This window comes from Streptomyces sp. NPDC018947, from assembly GCF_044390505.1.
Classification (GTDB): Bacteria; Actinomycetota; Actinomycetes; order Streptomycetales; family Streptomycetaceae; genus Streptomyces.
In genome coordinates this window covers 19,499-40,060 of the sequence record NZ_JBIRZD010000004.1, presented here as the reverse complement: position 1 = coordinate 40,060, position 20,562 = coordinate 19,499, and the positions used below count along the sequence as shown (strand labels likewise).

Annotated in this window: 18 protein-coding genes; 7 read left to right on the top strand and 11 right to left on the bottom strand. The window is 73.0% G+C overall.

Features of this window, described 5'->3' with window-relative positions; genetic code table 11:
- Window positions 1–48 precede the first annotated feature (48 nt).
- Window positions 49–3,111 carry an NACHT domain-containing protein gene (locus tag ACH499_RS10410; protein ID WP_399014807.1) on the bottom strand — a complete coding sequence of 1,021 codons (3,063 nt, stop codon included), beginning with the start codon at window positions 3,109–3,111 and terminating at the stop codon, window positions 49–51.
- Between the two features lie 44 nt (window positions 3,112–3,155).
- Window positions 3,156–3,815 (bottom strand): HAD family acid phosphatase, encoded by a 660-nt coding sequence (locus ACH499_RS10405; RefSeq protein WP_399014805.1) that lies wholly within the window; start codon window positions 3,813–3,815, stop codon window positions 3,156–3,158.
- Between the two features lie 543 nt (window positions 3,816–4,358).
- On the opposite strand from ACH499_RS10405, the gene ACH499_RS10400 reads away from it, so the two are divergent.
- The gene (locus ACH499_RS10400) at window positions 4,359–5,030 is read left to right on the top strand and encodes a M23 family metallopeptidase (RefSeq protein ID WP_356205941.1); all 672 of its coding nucleotides are present in this window, start codon (window positions 4,359–4,361) and stop codon (window positions 5,028–5,030) included.
- A gap of 51 nt (window positions 5,031–5,081) precedes the next feature.
- On the opposite strand, the gene ACH499_RS10395 is transcribed toward ACH499_RS10400, so the two are convergent.
- A complete protein-coding gene (locus ACH499_RS10395; protein ID WP_356205942.1) occupies window positions 5,082–5,681 on the bottom strand; it encodes a helix-turn-helix domain-containing protein in 600 nt (199 codons plus the stop codon).
- 148 nt (window positions 5,682–5,829) lie between these two features.
- Here ACH499_RS10395 and ACH499_RS10390 point away from each other — a divergent pair, with 148 nt between their 5' ends.
- The 3 genes from ACH499_RS10390 to ACH499_RS10380 all read left to right on the top strand — a co-directional run bounded on the left by ACH499_RS10390 (window position 5,830) and on the right by ACH499_RS10380 (window position 8,495).
- Window positions 5,830–7,422, top strand: coding sequence for an MDR family MFS transporter (locus tag ACH499_RS10390; RefSeq protein WP_399014802.1), 1,593 nt, complete (start codon window positions 5,830–5,832; stop codon window positions 7,420–7,422).
- Window positions 7,423–7,549: 127 nt separating this feature from the next.
- Window positions 7,550–7,984, top strand: a complete 435-nt coding sequence (locus tag ACH499_RS10385; protein WP_399014800.1) for a helix-turn-helix transcriptional regulator — start codon at window positions 7,550–7,552, stop codon at window positions 7,982–7,984.
- A gap of 64 nt (window positions 7,985–8,048) precedes the next feature.
- Window positions 8,049–8,495 (top strand): VOC family protein, encoded by a 447-nt coding sequence (locus tag ACH499_RS10380; protein WP_399014798.1) that lies wholly within the window; start codon window positions 8,049–8,051, stop codon window positions 8,493–8,495.
- A 19-nt stretch (window positions 8,496–8,514) separates the two neighbouring features.
- On the opposite strand, the gene cseC is transcribed toward ACH499_RS10380, so the two are convergent.
- The 5 genes from cseC to ACH499_RS10355 form a co-directional block, all read right to left on the bottom strand.
- Entirely contained in the window at window positions 8,515–9,882 is a 1,368-nt protein-coding gene (gene cseC / locus ACH499_RS10375) for a two-component system sensor histidine kinase CseC (RefSeq protein WP_392836871.1), read from the bottom strand.
- Window positions 9,883–9,889: 7 nt separating this feature from the next.
- Entirely contained in the window at window positions 9,890–10,594 is a 705-nt protein-coding gene (gene cseB / locus ACH499_RS10370; RefSeq protein WP_356205947.1) for a two-component system response regulator CseB, read from the bottom strand.
- A gap of 129 nt (window positions 10,595–10,723) precedes the next feature.
- Window positions 10,724–11,383, bottom strand: a complete 660-nt coding sequence (locus ACH499_RS10365) for a hypothetical protein (protein WP_356205948.1) — start codon at window positions 11,381–11,383, stop codon at window positions 10,724–10,726.
- Window positions 11,371–11,910, bottom strand: a complete 540-nt coding sequence (locus ACH499_RS10360; RefSeq protein ID WP_311580285.1) for a SigE family RNA polymerase sigma factor — start codon at window positions 11,908–11,910, stop codon at window positions 11,371–11,373. Before ACH499_RS10360 ends, ACH499_RS10365 begins: the two co-directional genes overlap by 13 nt.
- Before the next feature lie 347 nt (window positions 11,911–12,257).
- Window positions 12,258–13,265, bottom strand: a complete 1,008-nt coding sequence (locus ACH499_RS10355) for an A/G-specific adenine glycosylase (protein ID WP_356205949.1) — start codon at window positions 13,263–13,265, stop codon at window positions 12,258–12,260.
- 119 nt (window positions 13,266–13,384) lie between these two features.
- Here ACH499_RS10355 and ACH499_RS10350 point away from each other — a divergent pair, with 119 nt between their 5' ends.
- Both ACH499_RS10350 and ACH499_RS10345 read left to right on the top strand, forming a co-directional pair.
- Window positions 13,385–15,214: a sensor histidine kinase gene (locus tag ACH499_RS10350; RefSeq protein ID WP_399014794.1), complete on the top strand. Its 1,830-nt coding sequence runs from the start codon at window positions 13,385–13,387 to the stop codon at window positions 15,212–15,214.
- Window positions 15,211–15,882 (top strand): response regulator transcription factor, encoded by a 672-nt coding sequence (locus tag ACH499_RS10345; RefSeq protein WP_356205951.1) that lies wholly within the window; start codon window positions 15,211–15,213, stop codon window positions 15,880–15,882. The genes ACH499_RS10350 and ACH499_RS10345 overlap by 4 nt, the downstream gene beginning before the upstream one ends.
- 6 nt (window positions 15,883–15,888) lie before the next feature.
- On the opposite strand, the gene ACH499_RS10340 is transcribed toward ACH499_RS10345, so the two are convergent.
- On the bottom strand, window positions 15,889–16,533 hold the full coding sequence (locus tag ACH499_RS10340) for a phosphatase PAP2 family protein (protein ID WP_399014792.1): 645 nt from the start codon (window positions 16,531–16,533) through the stop codon (window positions 15,889–15,891).
- A gap of 175 nt (window positions 16,534–16,708) precedes the next feature.
- On the opposite strand from ACH499_RS10340, the gene ACH499_RS10335 reads away from it, so the two are divergent.
- Window positions 16,709–17,524: a hypothetical protein gene (locus ACH499_RS10335; RefSeq protein ID WP_399014790.1), complete on the top strand. Its 816-nt coding sequence runs from the start codon at window positions 16,709–16,711 to the stop codon at window positions 17,522–17,524.
- Window positions 17,525–17,569: 45 nt separating this feature from the next.
- Here ACH499_RS10335 and disA read toward each other — a convergent pair whose 3' ends face one another.
- A complete protein-coding gene (gene disA, locus ACH499_RS10330; protein WP_077799043.1) occupies window positions 17,570–18,694 on the bottom strand; it encodes a DNA integrity scanning diadenylate cyclase DisA in 1,125 nt (374 codons plus the stop codon).
- A gap of 81 nt (window positions 18,695–18,775) precedes the next feature.
- Complete coding sequence (radA, locus tag ACH499_RS10325) at window positions 18,776–20,185, bottom strand: DNA repair protein RadA (protein ID WP_356205954.1); 1,410 nt, start codon at window positions 20,183–20,185, stop codon at window positions 18,776–18,778.
- Between the last annotated feature and the right edge of the window lie 377 nt (window positions 20,186–20,562).

Genomic DNA, 20,562 nt, shown 5'->3' with positions numbered 1-20,562 from the left:
GGGGCTGCCCCGGGACTCCGGTCCCGGGGCAGCCCCTTTCGCATGCCGTCAGCGTTCGCTCAGGCCCACTTCGGCGCCGGGGAAGAGCGGACGGAAGCCGGACAGGGGGAAGGAGTGGCCGGGGCGGTTCATGAGGGTCACGCGGTGCACGCCCGGCAGGCGGGCAGCGAGCGCCGCGAGGTGCTCGGTGCCTTCCAGTTCGTAGACCATCAGTTCCTCGACACCGGGCAGCTCGGGCATGCGGCCGACGGAGGCCGGTACCTCCCTGAGGATCGCCGCGTCCAGATACAGGCGGGTGAGGTCGGGCAGGACGGCGACCTCCCGCCAGTCCTCTGCCGTCAGCTCCGTGGTCAGCGCGCCGAGGCTGAGCGTGTGCAGCGTCGACCAGTGGCCGAGCCCCCGCAGCCCGGTCGACGCCGTGCACTCCTCGCCCAGGTAGAGGAACCTCAGGGGGGCGTCGGTGGGCAGGGCCTCGGTGAGATCGGCGCCCGGCAGCTCCGGAACCAGCGAGAGCAGGGTCAGGGACGCCAGGGACGGGAGTCCTGACGGGTCGGTGTCGGAGCCGAGGACGAGCTCGGTCAGGGGGAGTCCCGCCAGCCGGTCCAGGCCGCGTGCGTGGGGGCACCTGTAGTACGCCAGCCGCGTCAGCGCGGTGAAGCGGCGCAGGGCGGCCAGGTCCGTCAGCAGCGGGTCGTCGGCGAGGGTCAGCTCGGTCACCGCAGAGGGCTCCGCCACGGCGGCCGCCATCTCCTCGGCCCGGTGCGGTCCCGTGACGCGCAGCCTCGGCCAGGGGCGCATCCCGGAGAGGGCGGCGAGCTGGGCGGGTGACTCGCACGCCAGGAAGAGGTCCGTCCGGTCCAGGTGGTCCAGGACCTCGGCCGCGTACTCCTCGGCGCCGAAGCGGTGCCACGTGCCCGCGAGCTGTCGCCGTACGTCGAGGTCGGGGTGGTCCCGGAAGCGGCGCAGGACGGCGAGCGCGCCGTCGGGTTCCTCGCCGCCCAGGACCGACGCGGTGACCGTGACGCCCAGCGCCTCCTGGGCCGACAGTCCCTCCGGCCCCGGCAGCAGCTCCAGCACCAGGGGCCCCGCCCCCGCCAGCTCCCGCGCGGCCTCGGCCGTACGCGGCGGGATCAGCTCGGCGGCCCGCTCCTCCACCTGCGCCCGTACCGCCGGGTCCAGCGCGGCGGCGTGCTCCAGGCAGGCCAGGGACAGCAGCGTGAGCCGGGGATCGTCCTTGCCCAGCAGCTCCCTGAGCACGGAGACGCGTTCGCGGGGCCGGGCGTGGGCCACGGCCATGCGGACGACGTCCTCCCACTCGGTGTCCTCGGCACGGGCGGCGAGGACGCCGAGGTGGCCCTCCTCGACCGCGTACCGGGCGGCCAGGTAGTCCTGGAAGGTCCGGTGGACGAAGTCCAGGACGCCCTCCGCCGGGCGGCGCAGCAGGCCGCTGCGCAGGAGCAGGGCCCGCAGCACCGCGGCGGCGCCCCCCTGCCCGGGGGCGGGTCCCAGTGCGGGCAGGGCCCGCTCCACGATGCCCTCGGCCGTCTCCAGCGTCATCTCCTGCCGGCCGCTGAGCACCAGGGCGTAGGCGATCCGTTGCAGCAGTTCGAGCTGGGCCTCCTCGCCCAGCTCCGGGCCGTCCAGCGCGCCCATGCCCCGTTCCCGGTCCCGGCGGGCGAGGAGCATGGTGAGGGCCGCCTCGTACAGCTCCTTGCGGCCGGTGGGCAGATAGCCGCGGCGCTCGCGGTGCAGGGCGCAGATCAGACCGCACATCAGCGGGTTGGTGACGAGGCGGGACAGGTCGCGCTTGGTGCGCAGGGAGTCCAGCAGCCGCTGCTCGTACTCCGGGGCGCGGGCCGCCTCGTGCCAGCGGTGAACGAAGGTGGCGACCTCCGCCCGGCCCATCGGCGCCAGGGAGAGTTCCCCGAAGCGTTCCCGCGCCAGCCAGTCGGCGCGTACGGCGGTGGGGCGGGTGGTCAGCAGCCAGCGGTTGCCCGGGTAGGCGTGCACGAGGCCGCGCAGCCAGTCCCGGGTGGCGTGGCGGTCGGCCGCCGGGATCTCGTCCAGGCCGTCGACCAGGACCAGGGCGCGCCCGGCGGTGAGGACGCGTTCCGCCCAGCCGTCCGGCGGTGTCAGCGGGCAGCCGACCGCGCCGAGGAAGGCGGCCGGCGCCGGCAGCGGGCCGGTGCGGATCAGGGTGCGCAGCGGCAGGACGTACGGGACGCGCGTGCCCTCCCGGGCCGCGGTCACCGCCAGCCACTGCACCAGGGTCGTCTTGCCGGAGCCCGCGTCGCCGCGCAGCAGCACGCGGTCCTCCTTGTCCAGCGCGGCGTCGGCGGGCACCCGTCCGGTGCGGGCCGGTGCGCCCTCGCGGGGCACGGTGTCCGGGCCGGGTCCGCCGTCGTCGGTCGCCTCCAGGCTCAGGTAGGCGACTTCGAGGGGCCAGCGGTCGGGGGAGTCGCGCAGGTCGAGGCCGTAGATGGTGAGGTGGTTGTGGCGTTCGGCGACGTACGGCAGGTAGCGGCGTTCGAAGGCGGTGTCGCGGGCGTCGGGGCGCGGGACACGGGTGATCAGCTCGTCGACCTTCGCGATCAGTTCGGCCTGGCCGCGGGTCTGCTCCACCAGGGTGCGCGCCACGAAGGTCGAGCGCCGGGTGAAGAACTCCAGGATGTGCAGGCAGGCCCACTCCGTCGCGGAGTCGAGGAAGTAGCGGGCGTCGGCCGACAGGCCGTCGTCGCCCCGGCGGGCGCCGGCCCGGAGCCGTCCGGCCAGCTCCCGGTGCCCCAGCCGGACCGCTTGGACGTCGTCCATGTCCAGGTCGCCCAGGGCGAGCAGACGGGCCGTCAGGGCGTCGGCGACGGCGTCCGCCTCGTCGGTCGGGAAGGGCGGCTCGCCCGGGGAGTCCAGGGACGCCCCGACCAGCCGCCCGGCGAGCTTGCGCACCTCCGCCTCGCCGAGGTGGCGCCGCTCGCCCCGGAAGGAGACCAGACGGGTCAGCCGGACCGGCCTGTCGACCAGCCCGGCGCCCGGGCCCCCTGTCACGAACAGCTTCTTCACCAGCGGGGCGACCAGACCGGACGCCAGTTTCCCGCCGAGCACCGCCGGTTCCATGTGCCACCCCCGTGGTTGTCCGACCAAGGGAGCCTATCGATCCCTCAGGACAACCGGCCGTCGTAGTCCGGCAGTTTGAAGGTCCGCTCGGCGTGGCCCCCGGACAGGTCGGTGGGGGTGTTCCCGATGTTGGCGATGATCGTCCAGCCCCGGGACTCGATGTCGGCGCGCTGCGCGGTCTTGTAGTCGGCGACGTTCTTGAAGAGGTCGAGGAAGCCGCGGACGTAGAGGCCGGAGGACTCGTAGCCGGCGTGGTCGAGGTTCCACTCGGTGGGCCCCGCGACGATGCCGGGGCGGGCGGTCACGAAGAAGAGGGCGACGCCGTGTTCCTGGGCGTACCGGGCGGTCTCCAGGACCGGCCGGTTGGCGGGCTGCGGGAAGCTGAAGCCGAAGTCGGTCTCCAGGGAGGTGTTGTCGATGTCGAGGACGATCGCCTGCTTCTCGCCGGGGGCCGCGCCGGCGATCCGCTCCTTCAGGTACGGCAGCGCCTGGTCCATCACGGCCCGGCAGTCCTGCTGCCAGGTGGCGTAGTCGACGGCGGCCGTCGTCGCGGCGGCCGTCCCCGTGGGCGCGGCGGAGGCCCCGTGGGCCGGTGCGATCGCCATGGTGAGGGCCGTCACCGTGGCGGCGGCGGTGCCGGCGGCGCGCGCCCAGGTGCGGGCGGCCCGTCTTGCCTGTCCGGTCTGTCCGTTCGGTCCGGTCATGGAGCGTGGGGTCCTCTCATGCCTGCGCGGATGCCTGACGGCACAAAATTGACGCGTGCATGTTCGCCGGCAAGTGGCGGGACGGCAACGATTGGGTTACCGGCCAGTAGTGCCGCGCGGGAGGCGCGGTCGATGTGGTCTCGGCCACGATTCGGGGTGATCGAACCGCCTTGCGCGAGGGGCGTGTTGACCGGGAGGGGAGTGGCCCGGACCACATTCTCCGCCCCTTCGATCATGGTCGCTGGTGACATGCCGCACAGGCGATTTGCCCGTTACTACGGGGAATAGTCGAAGCCGCAAGAACTACGAAAACGGACGTATCGCCCTGAAGTGATGGCCGTTTTGCAGGGCTCTGAGCTGGTTTTGTCCGTAATGAGGGCTCTGTCGAGAGTCGGTCAGTTTTGTGTCGAACTACTACGTGGCGTCGTAGATCACACCTTTGTGCCGGTCCGGCCCGTCGGGTTACCAAGGTTGAGCCCGCCCGGTGAGTGCCTGTGCATCCGCCGAGGGGCGTTCCTGTGTTCCCGTCCCCATGAGGTTCGAATGTTCTCGCGTGTCACGTCCCGCTCTTCCCGCACGACCACCATCCGCACCCGTGCCGCCGTCCTGGCCACCGGCCTCGGAGCCTCGGTCGCGCTGGGGGCAGGGGTCGCGGCCGCCAACAGCACCACGGCGGTCACCGGCACTTCCACCGTTGCGAACGCCGTAGAGGCCCAGGCCGTGGCGCAGGCCAAGGCGGCGAAGGCCGAGAAGGCCGCCGTCACCGCCAAGCAGACCGCCGCCAAGAAGAAGGCCGCCTCCTGGGTGGACCCGGTCAAGAAGTACACGCTCAGTGCCAAGTTCGCCCAGAACGGCGGCATGTGGGCCCACAAGCACAGCGGTCAGGACTTCGCCGTGCCGATCGGCACCGACGTCGTGGCCACGCACGGCGGCACCGTCGTCAAGGCCGGCGGCAACGGCGCCGGTGACGGCCCCGCCTACGGCAACGCCATCGTCATCAAGCACGGCAACGGCACGTACTCCCAGTACGCCCACCTGTCCAAGATCAACGTGAAGATCGGGCAGGTCGTGAAGACCGGCCAGTCCATCGCCAAGTCCGGCAACACCGGCAACTCCAGCGGTCCGCACCTGCACTTCGAGATCCGCACGACCCCGAACTACGGCTCCGCCGTCGACCCGGTCGCCTTCCTGCGCGCCCACGGCGTGACCGTCTGACCGGGCCGGACGAGCCCGCCCCTCGGGCCGTGACCGGCTGAACGCGGCCGGTCAGGAGCTCCTGGCACCCCGGTGCGCCTGGGCCACCAGATCGGTGGCGACCTCGAGAACGGCCGCGCGCTTCTTCTCGGGGTCGCCCTCCAGATCCTGGAAGACGATCATCCCGGCGTGCAGCGTGAACATCGCACTCACACAGCGGACCTGGTCGACCAGGTCCGCTTCCGGGTCTATGAGGATGTCCCGCAGGCCCAGCGTCCGGGACTTGAACAGCTCCCCGATACTCAGGTCCCGGATCGTGGCCTGGTTCTCCTGCATGAAGCGGAACAGCGGCGCGGCGCCCGCCAGCGCCTCGCTGTAGCGGCGGACGATCTCCTGCTTGGTCTCCAGGTTGTGCGGCTGCTGCCGCCCCCACGCGATCAGGTCCTCGATCGGCCGCGAGAGATCCTCGAAGATGCCGACGAGGATCTCTTCCTTCGTCTTGAAGTGGTAGTACAGCGCCGCCTTGGTGACGTCGAGGCGCTCCGCGATCTCGCGGAGCGACGTCTTCTCGTACCCCTGCTCGGCGAAGAGTTCGAGGGCCACGTCCTGGATGCGCTGGCGGGTGTTCCCGCGGCGCCGCTGCTGCCTGGTGCCGTCCATCGTGCCGCCCATCCTCCTACGTCACCGCCTGTCCGCGCACCTCCCGGAAAAACTTACTTGACGCCCGGCTAGTTACGCGTCTAGCTTCCCGAGTGTAGTCAACTTGCCGGTCGGCAAGTAAGTAACAACAATGCGCAGGGCAGCAGGGGGAGTGGGAGCGATGGCGGACGCACCGGAGGACCGGGCCGTCGGCACCGACGGCGGAAAACAGGCGAAGAGTGTGCGGGTGGTCCTGCTCGCGCTGATGATCGCGATGATGCTCGCGATGCTCGACAACATGATCATCGGCACGGCGATGCCCACGATCGTCGGTGAACTGGGCGGTCTGGAACACCTGTCGTGGGTGGTCACCTCCTACACGCTCGCCACCGCCGCCTCCACCCCGCTGTGGGGCAAGATCGGCGACATGTACGGGCGCAAGGGCTCGTTCATGGCCTCCATCGTGATCTTCCTGGCCGGCTCCGCGCTCAGCGGCATGTCCCAGGACATGGGCCAGCTCATCGGCTTCCGCGCCCTCCAGGGACTCGGCGCCGGCGGTCTGATGGTCGGCGTCATGGCGATCATCGGCGACCTGATCCCGCCGCGGGAGCGCGGCAAGTACCAGGGCATGATGGCCGGCGTCATGGCGCTGGCGATGATCGGCGGGCCGCTGGTCGGCGGCACCATCACCGACCACTGGGGCTGGCGCTGGGCCTTCTACATCAACCTGCCGCTCGGCGCGGTCGCGCTGGCCGCCGTCAGCGCCGTACTGCACCTGCCGAAGAAGCGCAGTGACGCGCGCATCGACTATCCGGGCGCCCTCCTGCTGACCCTCGGCATCACCGCGATCGTGCTGGTCACCACCTGGGGCGGCACCGAGTACGCCTGGACCTCCGCGCGCATCATGGAGCTGAGCGCCATCGGCGTCGTCGCGCTGGTCGGGTTCGTGCTCTGGCAGACCAGGGCCGCCGAGCCGATCGTGCCGCTGCACATCTTCCGCAGCCGCAACTTCACCCTGATGTCCGTGATCGGCTTCATCACCGGCTTCGTGATGTTCGGCGCCACCCTCTTCCTGCCGCTGTACCAGCAGGCGGTGCAGGGGGCCTCGGCCACCAACTCCGGGCTGCTGCTCCTGCCGATGCTGGGCGCGATGCTCGTCACCTCGATGGTCGCCGGACGGGTGACCACGAACACCGGCCGCTACAAGGTCTTCCCCGTGGCCGGCGGTGTGCTGATGACCGTCGGGCTGTTCCTGCTGTCCCTGATGGACACCGGCACCAGCCGCCTGACCTCCGGCCTCTACATGGCCGTGGTCGGTCTCGGCATGGGCTGCCTGATGCAGATCACCATGCTGGTGGCGCAGAACAGCGTCGAGATGAAGGACATGGGCGTCGCGTCCTCGTCCACCACCCTCTTCCGCACCCTCGGCTCGTCCTTCGGCGTGGCGATCATGGGCGCGCTGTTCAACCACCGTGTCCAGGACGTCATGGCCGAGAAGGCCGGGGCGCTGGGCTCCAAGGTGACCGAGCAGTCGGCGCAGCTCGACGCGGCGAGCCTGGCCAAGCTGCCCGAGGAGGCGCGCGAGGCCTACCAGCACGCCGTGTCCTCCGGTACGCACGGGGCGTTCCTGCTGGGCGCCGCGGTGGGCGTGATCGCGCTGATCGCGGCCGTGTTCGTCAAGGAGGTCCCGCTGAAGGGGACGGGACCGAAGGCCGACGGCCCGGCCGACGGTGACGGCGCGGCGGCGAAGGCCGCGATGACCGAGCCGGTCTGATCCCCGCGAGGACGCCGGCCCGTACGACGCCGAAGGCCCCCGGCACCTCCCGCCGGGGCCTTCGGCGTACCCGTGCCCGTACGCGGCGAGAAGGCCGCTGTCGGTGTCGCGTGCCACCATCGGTCGCATGGACAAGCTGCGGCAGCTACGGCTGGCCAAGGACGCCATGGACCGCGACTGGGCCGACCCGGAGCTGGACCTGGAGGCGGTCGCCGCACACGCCGGATACTCCCGCTACCACTTCCTGCGCGCCTTCAAGGAGGCGTACGGCGAGACGCCCGGCCAGTACCTCACCCACCGCCGCATCGAGCGGGCCGAGGACCTGCTGCGCACCGCCGACCTGTCGGTCACCGAGATCTGCCATCTGGTCGGCTTCAGCAGCCTGGGCACCTTCTGCACCCGGTTCAAGACGTGGACCGGCCTGACCCCGAGCGAGTACCGGGCGAAGCACGTGGGACGCGGTGCCGCCCTGATCCCCGGCTGCTACGCCATGCTCTGGGCGGGAGGCTTCCGCCGCGGTCCGGGCGACGGCGCACGGCGCAATTCCGAAGAAGCGAGGTGAACGGCGCGCTGCCTACGGTGTCAGGGCACGCACGAACGGCACCGCCCGCAGACAGGAGCGCGTCATGATCAAGGGTCTCGCCATCTCGACCGTCTGGGTCCTCGACCAGGAGCGCGCCAAGCGCTTCTACACCGAGAAGCTGGGCCTGGAGGTCCGCACGGACATCACGATGGGCGAGGGCGGCATGCGCTGGCTCACCGTCGGCTCCCCGAGCCAGCCCGGCGTGGAACTGACGCTGATGGTCCCGGGCACCGGCTCCTCCGACCCCGAGTCCGCCGAGATGATCAAGAAGCTGGTGGCCAAGGGCGCCCTCGGCCCCGGCGTGCTGACCACCGACGACATCCACGGCGACTACCAAAAGCTCAAGGACCGCGGGGTCGAGTTCCTCCAGGAACCGCAGGAGCGCCCCTACGGCACGGAGGCCCTCTTCCGCGACGACTCCGGCAACTGGTTCTCCTTCACCCAGCCCCGCGAGGGCGGCCTCGACATGGACAAGGGCTTCGACTGCTAGCCCCGTCCGCCGGGCCCGCTCAGGACACGCCCTGCGGGGACCGGTCCGGCAGCGTCGGATAGCTCCCGGTGTTCGTCGGCGCGTGCTCCGGCAGCCACAGCACCGCCACCGCGCCCTCGGCCGGTACGTGCTCGGGCGCCCCGGCGGGCCGGACGTTGCGGAAGGTGAGCCGGGCGCCGAGCACCCGGGCCTGCCCGGCCGCGATGGTCAGCCCGAGCCCGTGCCCGCGGCCGGCCCGGTCCGCGCTCCCGGTGCGGAACCGGCTCGGCCCGTCGGCGAGCAGGTCCTCGGGGAAGCCGGGGCCGTGGTCGCGGACCCGGATCACCCGGCCCTCGACGCTGACCTCGACGGGCGGCCTGCCGTGCCGGGAGGCGTTGGCGAGCAGGTTGAACAGCACACGCTCCAGGCGGCGCGGGTCGGTGGTCACCTCCGACTCGTGCACCACCAGCACCCGCACGTCCGGGTCCTTGGCCGCCACCCGCCGGGCGACGAAGTCGCCCAGCATGATGTCCTGCAGCTCTGCCCGCTCCGAGGCGCCGTCCAGCCGGGCCACCTCCAGGACGTCCTCCACCAGCGTGCGCATGGCCTTCGCCCGGTCCAGCACCAGTTCCGTGGGACGGCCCGGCGGCAGCAGCTCGGCGGCGGTCAGCAGCCCGGTCACCGGGGTGCGCAGCTCGTGCGCGATGTCCGCGGTGACCCGGCGCTCGGCCTCCAGCCGCTGCTGGAGGGCGTCCGCCATCGCGTCCACGGCGCTGGCGAGGTCGTCGGTCTCGTCCCGGACGACGCCGCCGATGGCGTCCCGGACCCGGACGTCCGGCTCGCCCTTGGCGACCTGGTTGGCGGCGGCCGCGGCCTTGCGCAGCCGGCGCGAGAGCTGTCCGCCTATGAGCACACCGAGCGCGCTGCCGCCGAGGACGACCGCGATGGAGCCGATGACCAGCGCCTGGTCCAGGTCCTTGAGGATGTCGGCGCTGCGGTCGGTGAACCCGGAGTGCAGGGACATCACGTGTCCGTCCTTGAGCGGAACGGCGGCCCAGATGTCCGTCACCCCGTTCGCCCGCTCGGAGACGTACGTCGCCCGCCGCCCGGCCTCGACCTTGCGGCGCAGCTCCGCGGGCAGCTCGGGGTCGTCGATCTGGGCGTTCGGGAAGTTGAGGCGGCCGGACAGCTCGTAGTTGCGCTGGGCGATCAGGACCCGGTCGTCGGCGAGATCGCGCGCGTTGTCCAGCATCGAGACCCGGGCGGCGTTGTGCACGACCAGACTGAGCGCGACCGCCACCAGCGCGCCGACCAGGGCGATGGCCGCGCTGAGCTTCCAGCGCAGCCCCGTGCGGATACCGGTGCGCCGCACGGTCGAGGCGGCCAGTCGTCGGATGAACCCCCGCATGTCCCGCTCAGGCCTTCAGCTTGTAACCGAAACCGCGAACCGTCTCGATGCGGTCCTGGCCGATCTTGGTGCGCAGCCGCTGCACATGGACGTCGACGACGCGGGTGTCGCCGCCCCAGCCGTAGTCCCACACGCGCTCCAGCAGTCTGTCGCGGGAGAGGACCGTGCCCGGCGCGGCGGAGAACTCCAGCAGCAGCCGCATCTCGGTCGGGGTGAGCGCCACCGGCATGCCCGCGCGGCGGACCTCCATGCCGTCGGTGTCGACCTCCAGCTCGCCGAAGGTGAGCACGCCCCCGGTGTCCGCGACGCCCCCCGCGTCCGCCCGGTCCCCGCCGCCTGCGTGGCCGAAGCGGCGCAGCACCGCGCGGATCCGGGCCACCAGGACCGCGCCGTCGAACGGCTTGGTGACGTAGTCGTCGGCGCCCGCCTCCAGGCCCAGCACGACGTCGATGGAGTCCGCCCGGGCCGACAGCATGATCACGGGCACGGTGGACTCGTCCCGGATCCGGCGGCACAGGCTGACCCCGTCCAGGCCGGGCAGCATGACGTCCAGCAGCGCGATGTCGGGGCGGTCGGAGCGGAACGCGTCCAGGCCCGACAGCCCGTCGGGCATCGCGGTGACCGCGAAGCCGTCCCGCTCCAGGGCGAGCTGGGTGGCCTCGCGGATGACGTCGTCGTCCTCGACGAACAGGACGTGGGTCTGGTCTGCCATCCCGGTGCTCTCAGTCCTCGTGGTCATGGTCGGGTGCGGGCGCGGTCACCGCCGCCGGACGCGGCGATCGCGCACCGCGTTCATCTCTCCATCGGACCGGGCGGCCCGATCGGTTCACGCGCCCGCGCCTCAGATGTCCGGCGCGTGGGTCGGCGCGGCCCCCACGGCGTTGCTGTAGTCGTTGTGCGTGCGGTACGCCTCGGTGAAGCGGTTCGAGGACCAGCGGTACGTGATCACGCTCTCGCCGGACGGACTCGACACCGGGTCGCCCTTCTCGTACACCTGCTTCGTCACCACCAGGTCGCCGCGGTCGATCTCGGCGTAGACCGGCGGCTCCTCGGCCTTGAACACATTCTCGTACCCGCCGTTCGTCTCGCGGTATACGTAACTCCCCACGCCCACGGCGTCACCGCAGGTCAGTACGTTGACGACGACGTCCTCGGCGGTGCCTCCGGTCAGCTCGCCGTAGGACACGTCGACGGGGTACTCGTCGGCGACGCACGGCTTCAGCTCGCGCTTGACCTCGGCGGAGACCTCGGGGTCGGCCTTGACGAGGCGGACCGCGTCGACCCGGTCGGGGACCTTGGACGGGGAGGCCGCGGGCGTCGACGAGGCGGCGCCGCCGACCGCGTCCGCGTGCGCCGGCCCCTCGTCACGGGCTCCGGTGCCGCCGGCCGCGCAGCCGGAGAGGGAAACGCCGACGGCGACGAACACGGCCACCGCCGTGCTCGTCGCCCGTACGCTCTTCCGGGCTTCCCCGGGTGTCCGACCGACGGTCAGGCCGCGCAACGCTCCCGCTCCTCACGCTCCAGCGCCCGTGCGTCCAGATCGCGGGCGACCAGCTCCTCGCGGAGCCGGGCGAGCGCCCGGTGCAGCGTGCTCTTGACCGTTCCGGCCGACATGCCGAGGGCGGCGGCCGTCTCCTCCGTTGACATCTGCTCCCAGTGTCGCAGCACCACGACACTGCGCTGCTTCGGGGCGAGCACCTTCATGACGTCCATCAGCAGGGCGCGGTCCGCGTGCTGCTCGGTGGCGTCGTCCACGCAGGACTCCGGGAGCTGCTCGGTCGGGACCTCCTCCAGCTTCCGCGCCCGCCACCACTCGGTCCGCGTGTTGATCATGACCCGGCGCAGATAGGCGTCGGCCAGCCGCTTGTCCTCGATGGTCTCCCAGCGGCCGTACGTCCGCGCCAGCGCGGTCTGGAGCAGATCCTGGGCGTCCACCGGGTCCGGGACCAGGCGCCGGGCACTGCGCAGCAGCGCGTCCTGCCGGGTGCGGACGTACTCCTCGAACTCGAGCACCTCGCCCTGCGCCATGGTCAACCGCCTTCCATCCCCGTTCACCGGCGGTCGGTCATCCGCCGGTCTCCTGCCCGTGCTCCGTGGTCTGCCGTGCCCTGCGGCACGCAAACGAAGGTAGGGAAGCGTTGTCACGGCGCTGTGCGAAGCAGCCTGCGGCCAGCACTCGGCTGTCCGTCGGTTGTGTAACGAAGAGCGGAAGGGAGCGCGGTGGCAGCCCAGTTGAGACAGGAAAAGGGCGATTTGTCCGGCAGGTGACTGTGACGGGGGCCGTACGACGACGCCCCTCCGTCACCTGCCGGCTGTGACCCCGCCGTGCTCCGCCGGTGCCCCCCCGCGTGTGTCCCGGGTGCTTCCCGCGTGCGTCAGCTCAGCGGGAGCCGGTACATGCCGTCCGCCAGCGGCTCCACCAGTCCGTCGGAGACCAGGCCGTCCAGGGCGCGGGCGCGCTGCACCGGTTCGTGCCACACCCGGTCCAGCGCCGCCTGCGGTACCGGACCGTGCGCCTCCCGCAGCACCGCGAGCAGCCGGCCGCGCACCTGCCGGTCGGTGCCCGCGTACGTCTGGCCGCGGCGCGGCGGCCCGTCGTGCGCGGGCTTGCCGGCCAGCCGCCAGGCGCACTGCGCGGCGATCGGACAGCGATGGCACTCCTCGTTGCGGGCGGTGCACACCAGCGCGCCCAGCTCCATCGAGGCGGCGGCCCAGCGGGCGGCGCGCGCCTCGTCCTGAGGCAGCAGTTGGCGCGCCAGCTTCCGTTCGGCGGCGGTGGTGGCGTTCGGCGGGTACTGGACGCCGGTGACCGCGCGGGCGAAGACCCGGCGGACGTTGGTGTCCAGGACGGCGTGGCGCTGGCCGTGGGCGAAGGAGGCGACGGCGGCGGCCGTGTACTCGCCGATGCCGGGCAGTGCCAGGAGCTGGGCGTGGTCGGACGGTACGTCCCCGCCGTGCCGTTCCGTTATGGCCGCGGCGGCACCGTGCAGACGCAGGGCGCGGCGCGGATAGCCGAGCCGGCCCCAGGCGCGGACGGCCTCACCGGGGGCCTCCGCGGCGAGGTCCGCGGGGCGCGGCCAGCGGGCCATCCACTGCTCGTACACGGGCAGGACCCGGCTGACGGGGGTCTGCTGGAGCATGAACTCACTGACCATCACACCCCACGCCCCGGCCTCCGGGCGCCGCCACGGGAGGTCACGGGCGTGCTCGTCGAACCAGTCGATGACGGGGGAGTGCAGCGCCTCGCCGGACACGGTCGTCCCGGCCGCCGGGGCGGCGGACGCGGGGACGGACGGGTCGGCGAGGACCGGGCGGACGGAGGCACCGCCGGCGGCGGGTCGGTCGGCCGGGCTGTTGTGCGAGGGCTTCGTGGGCGCAGTCATGACTCCCCGATCCTGCCACGGGAGGAGGCCCGTACGGGCGCACCGCCACCCGGTGGAGGGCACGGCACCTGACGATCGGCAGGGGCACGAGCGTGTCCGCCGCTTGTAGCGTCGGGTCCATGGAACGTCCCCGCCCGACCCCGCGCTCCGAGCCCGAGAGCCCCACTGAGCTGCACGGCAGTGCCGTACTGGACGGCCGTGCCGGGCCGGGCGGAGGTGCCGGGGCGGCCGGCGACCGTGCCGGGAACGGCGGCCGCCCCCGGACCGGCAGGCGTGGCGGGGAGCACGGTCCGGCGAGGGCGGGACAGGCGGGGCCGGTCGGGGCGGGGACCTCCGGCGGAACCACCTCCGCCGAGCCCGCCGGGCCCGCCCCCGACCGCCTCCCCCGGTTCCGCCCCCTCGTCAGGGCACTGCTCTTCTGGGTCCTGATCGCCCTCCCCGCGATCACGGCGGACCGGATCGGGCTGAACGAGCCGCGGTCCCTGTGGCAGCAGCTCGCCGGGCTGGGGGTGCTGGCCGGGGCCGTCGGTGCGGCGCGGCGCCGGCCCCTCGCCGCGTTCGGGCTGGCCGCCGGACTCGGGCTGGCCGCCGGTCCCGCCCTGTTCAGCCTGTCGTACGGGCCCGCGCTCGGCGTCTTCGCGCTGCTGCTCGGGCTGCGTGCCGAGCGGGCGCGTCCCGCGGTGGCCGTGTTCGCCGCGGTGGGCGTCCTCGGAACGGCGCGGATCGCGCTGGTCGGGGTGGACCCGGCGCCGGAGTGGCTGGTGCTGACGGGCACGCTGCTGTTCGGCTGCGTCTTCCCGTGGCTCGGCGGCCGCTACTGGCGGCAGAGCCGCGCGCTCGCCGAGGCCGGCTGGATCCGGGCGGCCCGGCTGGAGGACGAGCAGCGGCACGCCGAGGAACGGGCCCGGCTGCGCGAACGGGCCAGGATCGCCCAGGACATGCACGACTCCCTCGGCCACGAACTGAGCCTGATCGCCCTGCGCGCCGGCGCCCTCCAGGTGGCCCCTGATCTGGCCGCCGAGCACCGGGCCGCCGCGGCCGACCTGCGTCTGGCCGCCGCCGACGCGACGGACCGGCTGCACCGCATCATCGGCGTACTGCGCGAGGACGACGAGCCCGTCCCGCTGAGCCCGGCGGGCGAGAGCGTCGGGGAACTCGTCGCCCGCGCCGCCGAGTCGGGTCTCCCGGTGCGCTGGGATCCCCCGGCCGCCGCACCGCTCCCGGACCCCGCCTCGCTGGCCGGACGGCTGCTGCACCGGGTGGTGCGCGAGGCGCTGACCAACGCGGCGCGGCACGCGCCGGGCGCCCCCGTCACCGTATCGGTCACCGGTGGGGGGCGCGGTACGGCGGTCACCGTCACCAACGGCCGGGCCGCCGAGGCGGCTCCGCCCTCGTCGGGCGGTTCCGGACTGCTCGGGCTGCGCGCCGCCGTGGCCTCGGTCGGCGGCGACTTCGACGCGGGCCCGCACGAGGACGGCTTCCGGGTCCGGGCGTACGTCCCCGCCGGGGAGACGGCCGCCCCGCGCCCGGCCGCGGCCCCCGTCTCGCCCTTCGCCCGCGCCCGCCGCAGGGTCGCCCTCGGCCTGGGCGCCGCCGCCGGGGCCGGTGTCGTCCTGGTCGGCGCGGCCTTCGGCTGGTACGCGTACACGGAGACGCACTCGGTGCTCAGCCCCAGCGCCTACGCCGAGTTGCCCCTGGGGACGCCCCTCGCGCGGGCCGAGGCCGTGCTGCCGGAGCGCGCGGTGCACGATCCGCCCAGCGACCGCGCACCCGAGCCGCCCCAGGAGGCCGACTGCCGCTACTACCGGGCGAGCGGCGAACTCCTCGTCTCCGTCGACCACTTCCGGCTCTGCTTCGACGACGAGGGACTCCTGGTCGCCAAGGACGTCGTCCCCCGCGCCGGACTGGCCGGAGAGGGGCGCGAGGAATACGAGGAGTACGTACGGTGATCCGGGTCCTGCTGGCCGACGACGAGGCGATGGTGCGGGCCGGTGTGCGCGCCATCCTGGCGAGCGGCGGCGAGAGCGAGGTCGTCGCGGAGGCGGCCGACGGGCGTGAGGCGGTCGAACTGGCCCGGGCGCACCGGCCCGACGTGGTCCTGCTGGACATCCGCATGCCCCGCCTGGACGGCCTCGCCGCCGCCGAGGAGATCGTGCGGACGGTGCCCGGCACCGCCGTCGCCATGCTGACCACCTTCTCCGAACAGGCCTACGTGGCACGCGCGCTGGCCGCCGGGGCCACCGGGTTCCTGCTCAAGTCCGGTGACCCCTACGAACTGATGGCGGGCGTGCGGGCCGTGGCGGACGGCGCGGCGTTCCTGTCGCCGAAGGTGGCCCGGTACGTCATCGAGGACCTCGGCCGGGGCGGCGGGGGCGGCAGGCTCGCCCGCGAGGAGTCGGCACGCGCGCGTGTGGCCCGGCTGAGTCCCCGCGAGCGCGAGGTGCTCGGCCTCGTCGGCGCGGGCCTGTCCAACCCGGAGATCGCCGCCCGGCTGCACCTCGTCGAGGGCACGGTGAAGGCGTACGTGAGCGCGGTCCTGGACCGGCTGGAGGTACGCAACCGGGTGCAGGCGGCGATCGTCGCATACGAGGCGGGACTGGTCGGCGCGGACACGTGAGGGGCCTCAGCGCCGACGGTGCGAGCCGGCGTACGCCGTGGCGGGGGAGGGGCCCGGCCCGGTGAGCCACCGTACGGCGGGTGCCCGCGAGGCGCGCAGGGCGTCGGCCAGTCGGGTCACCGGGCCGGTGGCGAGGCGTACGGCGACCGCGGCGACGACCGCGCCGAGCAGCAGTCCGGCGGCGACGTCGTGCGGATAGTGGACGCCGACGAAGACGCGGGAGAAGGCCATCAGCAGCGCGAGCGGTGCCGTCAGCAGGATCAGCACCCGCCGGGTGAGCGCCAGCGCGACGGCCGAGGCGCCCGCGATGGTGGCGTGGTTGCTGGGGAAGGACCAGTCGCCGCTCGCCGGGCACTCGGCCAGGGACGCGACGGCTCCGGTGACGGCCCGGCACGGGCGCTCCTCCGTGAAGCCCGATTTGAGCAGTTCGCTGCACACGTAGGCGACGGCCGTGGCCAGAGGTGCAAGGGCCGCGACGGCGAACGCCCGGGTGCTGCCGTGGCGTGCACGCCACCAGGCGGTCACGAACAGCGCCGCGAACAGCAGGAGTCCCGCCTCGGTCCACACCTCCGCCGTGTGCTGCACCCAGACCGGGGTGTCGTGGGCGAAACCGGTGATGTCGCGGTAGAGCTCGTCGTCCTCGAAGGTCATGGTTACGGACCGTAGGGGACTCGGTGATTCGGTCACACCCTGCGATCGGCATGTGCGACCCCTGACGATCGGCAGGGGGTCTCGGGCGGTCTCCGGAATGATGATCCGTAAAAGTTGCGGACCCGAGCGGCGGGTGGGACAGGGGAACGCGCCGATCTCTCGTACAGTTTGCGCCGTGGGATCTCTGCGCAATCCGGTCGGGCCGCTTCCCTCCTCCATCTACTGGCGACGGAGGGCCGTACTGCTGTCCGTGTTCGCCGTGTTGGCGTTGTTGATCACCTGGGTGGTGGTCTCCGGCGACGGGGGCGGCGGGAAGGACCACGAGGACGGCGCCAACGGCCAGAGTCCCGTGCCGTCGATCACGCCGGGCCCCTCGGGCTCCGGGCCGGCGATCAGTCAGGCGCCGGGCGGACGCGACGAGTCGGGCGGCGGGGACTCCAGCGGCTCGGGTTCGGGGGACGGTTCCGGTTCCGGATCGGGCGGCGGAGAGTCCGGCGGGGACGGTTCCGGCGGCACGGGCGGTTCCGGCGGCGGCGGTCCGGTGACCGGGGTCGGCGCGGCCGACGCGCTGCCCGCCGGTTCGAGCCTGCCCGACTGCACGGCGAACGCGGTCAAGTTGAGCCTGCGCAGCGTCCGCAACGCCTACTCGCCCGGGCAGACACCCACCTTCGAACTGACCGCGCGGAACATCTCGGGCAGCGACTGCAAGATCGACCTGGGCCCCGAGCACGCCGTGCTGACGATCACTCCGGCGAGCGGTGACGACGCCTACTGGTCCTCGGACGACTGCCCCAAGGGTTCGGGCAGCGCCCTGTATCGGGTGGCCGCGGGCAGCGGCATCGCCTATCCGGTGAAGTGGGACCGCAAGCCGAGCGCCCCCGAGTGCGGCACGCCGCCGGCGGGGTCGGCCGGGGCCGGGACCTACCTCGTGGAGGCCAAGGCCGCCGGGTTCGGGAAGGTGCGGACGTCGTTCGTGCTGGAGAACGACTGACGCCGGCGCGGTCCCCGTGCCGCACCCCGGGGCCGGCCCGGGGCGTCAGACGTAGCGCTCCAGGATCGACGACTCGGCGAGGCGCGACAGGCCCTCCCGCACGCTGCGCGCACGGGCCTCGCCGACACCGTCCACCGTCTGGAGGTCGTCGACGCTGGCGGCGAGCAGCTTCTGCAGTCCGCCGAAGTGCTCCACCAGCCGGTCGATGATCGCGCCGGGCAGCCGCGGCACCTTGGCCAGCAGCCGGAAGCCGCGCGGGGACACCGCCGAGTCCAGGGTCTCGGGGGACCCGGTGTAACCCAACGCGCGTGCCACCGTGGACAGTTCGAGCAACTCGGCGTGGCTGAGCTTGTCCAGCTCGGCGAGCGCCTCGTCCACCGTGCGGGAGCGCTTGGCCGTCGGCTCGGGCACGTAGTCCCGCACGACCAGTTCGCGCTCGGGCTCGACGCCGGCGATCAACTCGTCGAGCTGGAGCGCCAGCAGCCGTCCGTCCGTGCCCAGCTCCACCACGTACTCGGCGATCTCGGTGGCGATGCGGCGCACCATCTCCAGACGCTGGGAGACCGCCGAGACGTCCCGGACGGTGACCAGGTCCTCGATCTCCAGCGCCGACAGGGTGCCCGCGACCTCGTCCAGGCGGAGCTTGTAGCGCTCCAGGGTCGCGAGGGCCTGGTTGGCGCGGGACAGGATCGCCGCGGAGTCCTCCAGGACGCGGCGCTGGCCGTCGACGTAGAGGGCGATGAGCCGCATGGACTGGGAGACGGAGACGACGGGGAAGCCGACCTGCTTGCTGACCCGGTCCGCCGTACGGTGCCGGGTGCCCGTCTCCTCGGTGGGGATCGTCGGGTCCGGCAGCAGCTGCACGCCCGCCCGCAGGATCTTGGACAGGTCCGAGGACAGCACGATGCCGCCGTCGAGCTTGCACAGCTCGCGCAGCCGGGTCGCGGTGAACTCCACGTCCAGCACGAAGCCGCCCGTGCACATCGACTCCACCGTCTTGTCGGAGCCGAGCACGATCAGACCGCCGGTGTTGCCGCGGAGGACCCGTTCCAGGCCGTCCCGCAGGAGCGTGCCGGGCGCCACGGCGCTCAGCGAGGCGCGCATCAGGCCATCGGCACCGGCACTCCCACCGGACTTTCCGGGAGCTGCTGCCCGGTCGTTGGCTGCCACTGCACTCCTCCGGTCGCAGGTTCTTCTGGCGCTCCCGTGTCGCACATTCGGTCGTACGGACGGGCGAGACCAGGGCAAAGTCTACCGGCGGTCCTCCGCCTCCCGTGGGGCCTCTCGCCGACGCGAGCGGGGAAGCACCCGCAGGGCGTCCCCTATGTCCGCGACTTCCAGCACCTTCATCCCGTCGGGCACCCGGCCCGGATCGGCCGGTACCAGGGCGTGCGTGAAGCCCAGGCGGTGCGCCTCGGAGAGCCGGCGCTGCACGCCCGTGACCCGTCTCACCTCGCCGGCGAGGCCGACCTCGCCGATCGCCACGAGGTTCTTGGGCAGCGGGGTGTCGCTCGCCGCACTGGCCAGCGCGAGGGCGACGGCGAGGTCGGCGGCCGGCTCGGAGAGCTTCACACCGCCGACCGTCGCGGAGTAGATGTCCCTCTTGCCCAGGGCGCTGATCCGTCCGCGCTGCTCCAGCACGGCCAGCATCATCGACACGCGGGACGTCTCCAGGCCGGACGTGGTGCGGCGCGGGGACGGGATCTGGGAGTCGACGGTGAGCGCCTGCACCTCGGCCACCAGCGGGCGGCGTCCCTCCAGGGTGACGGTCAGACAGGTGCCGGGCACCGGCTCGGCACGGCGGGTGAGGAACAGTCCGCTGGGGTCGGCCAGGCCCGTGATGCCCTCGTCGTGCAGCTCGAAGCAGCCGACCTCGTCGGTCGTGCCGTACCGGTTCTTGACGCCGCGCACGAGCCTCAGCCGCGCGTGGCGGTCGCCCTCGAAGTGCAGGACGACGTCCACGAGGTGTTCGAGCAGACGGGGTCCGGCGATGGCACCGTCCTTGGTGACGTGGCCCACGAGCAGGGTGGCCATGCCGCGCTCCTTGGAGGCGCGGATCAGCGCGCCGGCCACCTCCCGCACCTGCGCCATGCCGCCGGGGGCGCCGTCGATCTCGGGAGAGGCCACCGTCTGCACGGAGTCGAGGATCAGCAACGAGGGCTTGACCGCGTCGAGATGGCCCAGCACCGCCGAGAGGTCGGTCTCGGCGGCGAGGTACAGATGATCGTCGATGGCCTTGATGCGGTCGGCGCGCAGGCGGACCTGGCTCGCGGACTCCTCGCCGGTGATGTAGAGGGTCTTGTGCTCCTCGCAGGCCGACTTGGCCGCGACGTCCAGGAGCAGCGTGGACTTGCCGACACCGGGCTCGCCCGCGACGAGCACCACGGCGCCGGGCACCAGTCCGCCGCCGAGCACCCGGTCCAGCTCGGGCACGCCGGTCGGGCGGGCGGTGGCCTGGCGGCCGTCGACCTGGCCGATGGGCAGCGCGGAGGTGGTGACGCGGCCGGGCGTCGTCGTACGGACCGGGGGTGCGCCGTACTCCTCGACCGTGCCCCAGGCCTGGCACTCGGGGCAGCGGCCGAGCCACTTGGCCGTCTGCCAGCCGCACTCGGTGCAGCGGTAGGACGGCCGGTCCTTGGAGGTCTTCGTACGGGCAGCCATGCAGGAACGGTAACCGCCACCACTGACAGGGGGCGCCGGGTGCCCTGCTGGCCGGGCGGCGCCCGGCGTGGGGCGCGGCGTGGGTGCGGGCCGGGGGTGGGTCGCGCGCCCGGCGCTACGGGGGTGCCTCCCCCACTCTCGGCTTCGCTCGAGCTGGGGGACTGGGGACCCCCACCGCCCACCCGTGCCGCCCCAGCGGGAGGGCGGTCAGCCGGGGCGGGACGGCGTGAGCCGGGGGCGGGAGACGACGGCCCGCAGTCGCGTACGGCGGGAAGGGGACGGGTCGGGGGGTGTCCGCCCGCAGCGGTTGGCGCGTCAACGCCGGCACATCTGTGGCCGACCGATTCCGCGCCGTTCCGAGGACGGACACCCCCCGC

Coding starts and splice junctions, on each gene's coding strand:
- ACH499_RS10410 (WP_399014807.1), bottom strand. CDS start 3,111: ATGGAACCGGCGGTGCTCGGCGGGAAACTGGCGTCCGGTCTGGTCGCC.
- ACH499_RS10405 (WP_399014805.1), bottom strand. CDS start 3,815: ATGACCGGACCGAACGGACAGACCGGACAGGCAAGACGGGCCGCCCGC.
- ACH499_RS10400 (WP_356205941.1), top strand. CDS start 4,359: ATGTTCTCGCGTGTCACGTCCCGCTCTTCCCGCACGACCACCATCCGC.
- ACH499_RS10395 (WP_356205942.1), bottom strand. CDS start 5,681: ATGGGCGGCACGATGGACGGCACCAGGCAGCAGCGGCGCCGCGGGAAC.
- ACH499_RS10390 (WP_399014802.1), top strand. CDS start 5,830: ATGGCGGACGCACCGGAGGACCGGGCCGTCGGCACCGACGGCGGAAAA.
- ACH499_RS10385 (WP_399014800.1), top strand. CDS start 7,550: ATGGACAAGCTGCGGCAGCTACGGCTGGCCAAGGACGCCATGGACCGC.
- ACH499_RS10380 (WP_399014798.1), top strand. CDS start 8,049: ATGATCAAGGGTCTCGCCATCTCGACCGTCTGGGTCCTCGACCAGGAG.
- cseC (WP_392836871.1), bottom strand. CDS start 9,882: ATGCGGGGGTTCATCCGACGACTGGCCGCCTCGACCGTGCGGCGCACC.
- cseB (WP_356205947.1), bottom strand. CDS start 10,594: ATGGCAGACCAGACCCACGTCCTGTTCGTCGAGGACGACGACGTCATC.
- ACH499_RS10360 (WP_311580285.1), bottom strand. CDS start 11,910: ATGGCGCAGGGCGAGGTGCTCGAGTTCGAGGAGTACGTCCGCACCCGG.
- ACH499_RS10355 (WP_356205949.1), bottom strand. CDS start 13,265: ATGACTGCGCCCACGAAGCCCTCGCACAACAGCCCGGCCGACCGACCC.
- ACH499_RS10350 (WP_399014794.1), top strand. CDS start 13,385: ATGGAACGTCCCCGCCCGACCCCGCGCTCCGAGCCCGAGAGCCCCACT.
- ACH499_RS10340 (WP_399014792.1), bottom strand. CDS start 16,533: ATGACCTTCGAGGACGACGAGCTCTACCGCGACATCACCGGTTTCGCC.
- radA (WP_356205954.1), bottom strand. CDS start 20,185: ATGGCTGCCCGTACGAAGACCTCCAAGGACCGGCCGTCCTACCGCTGC.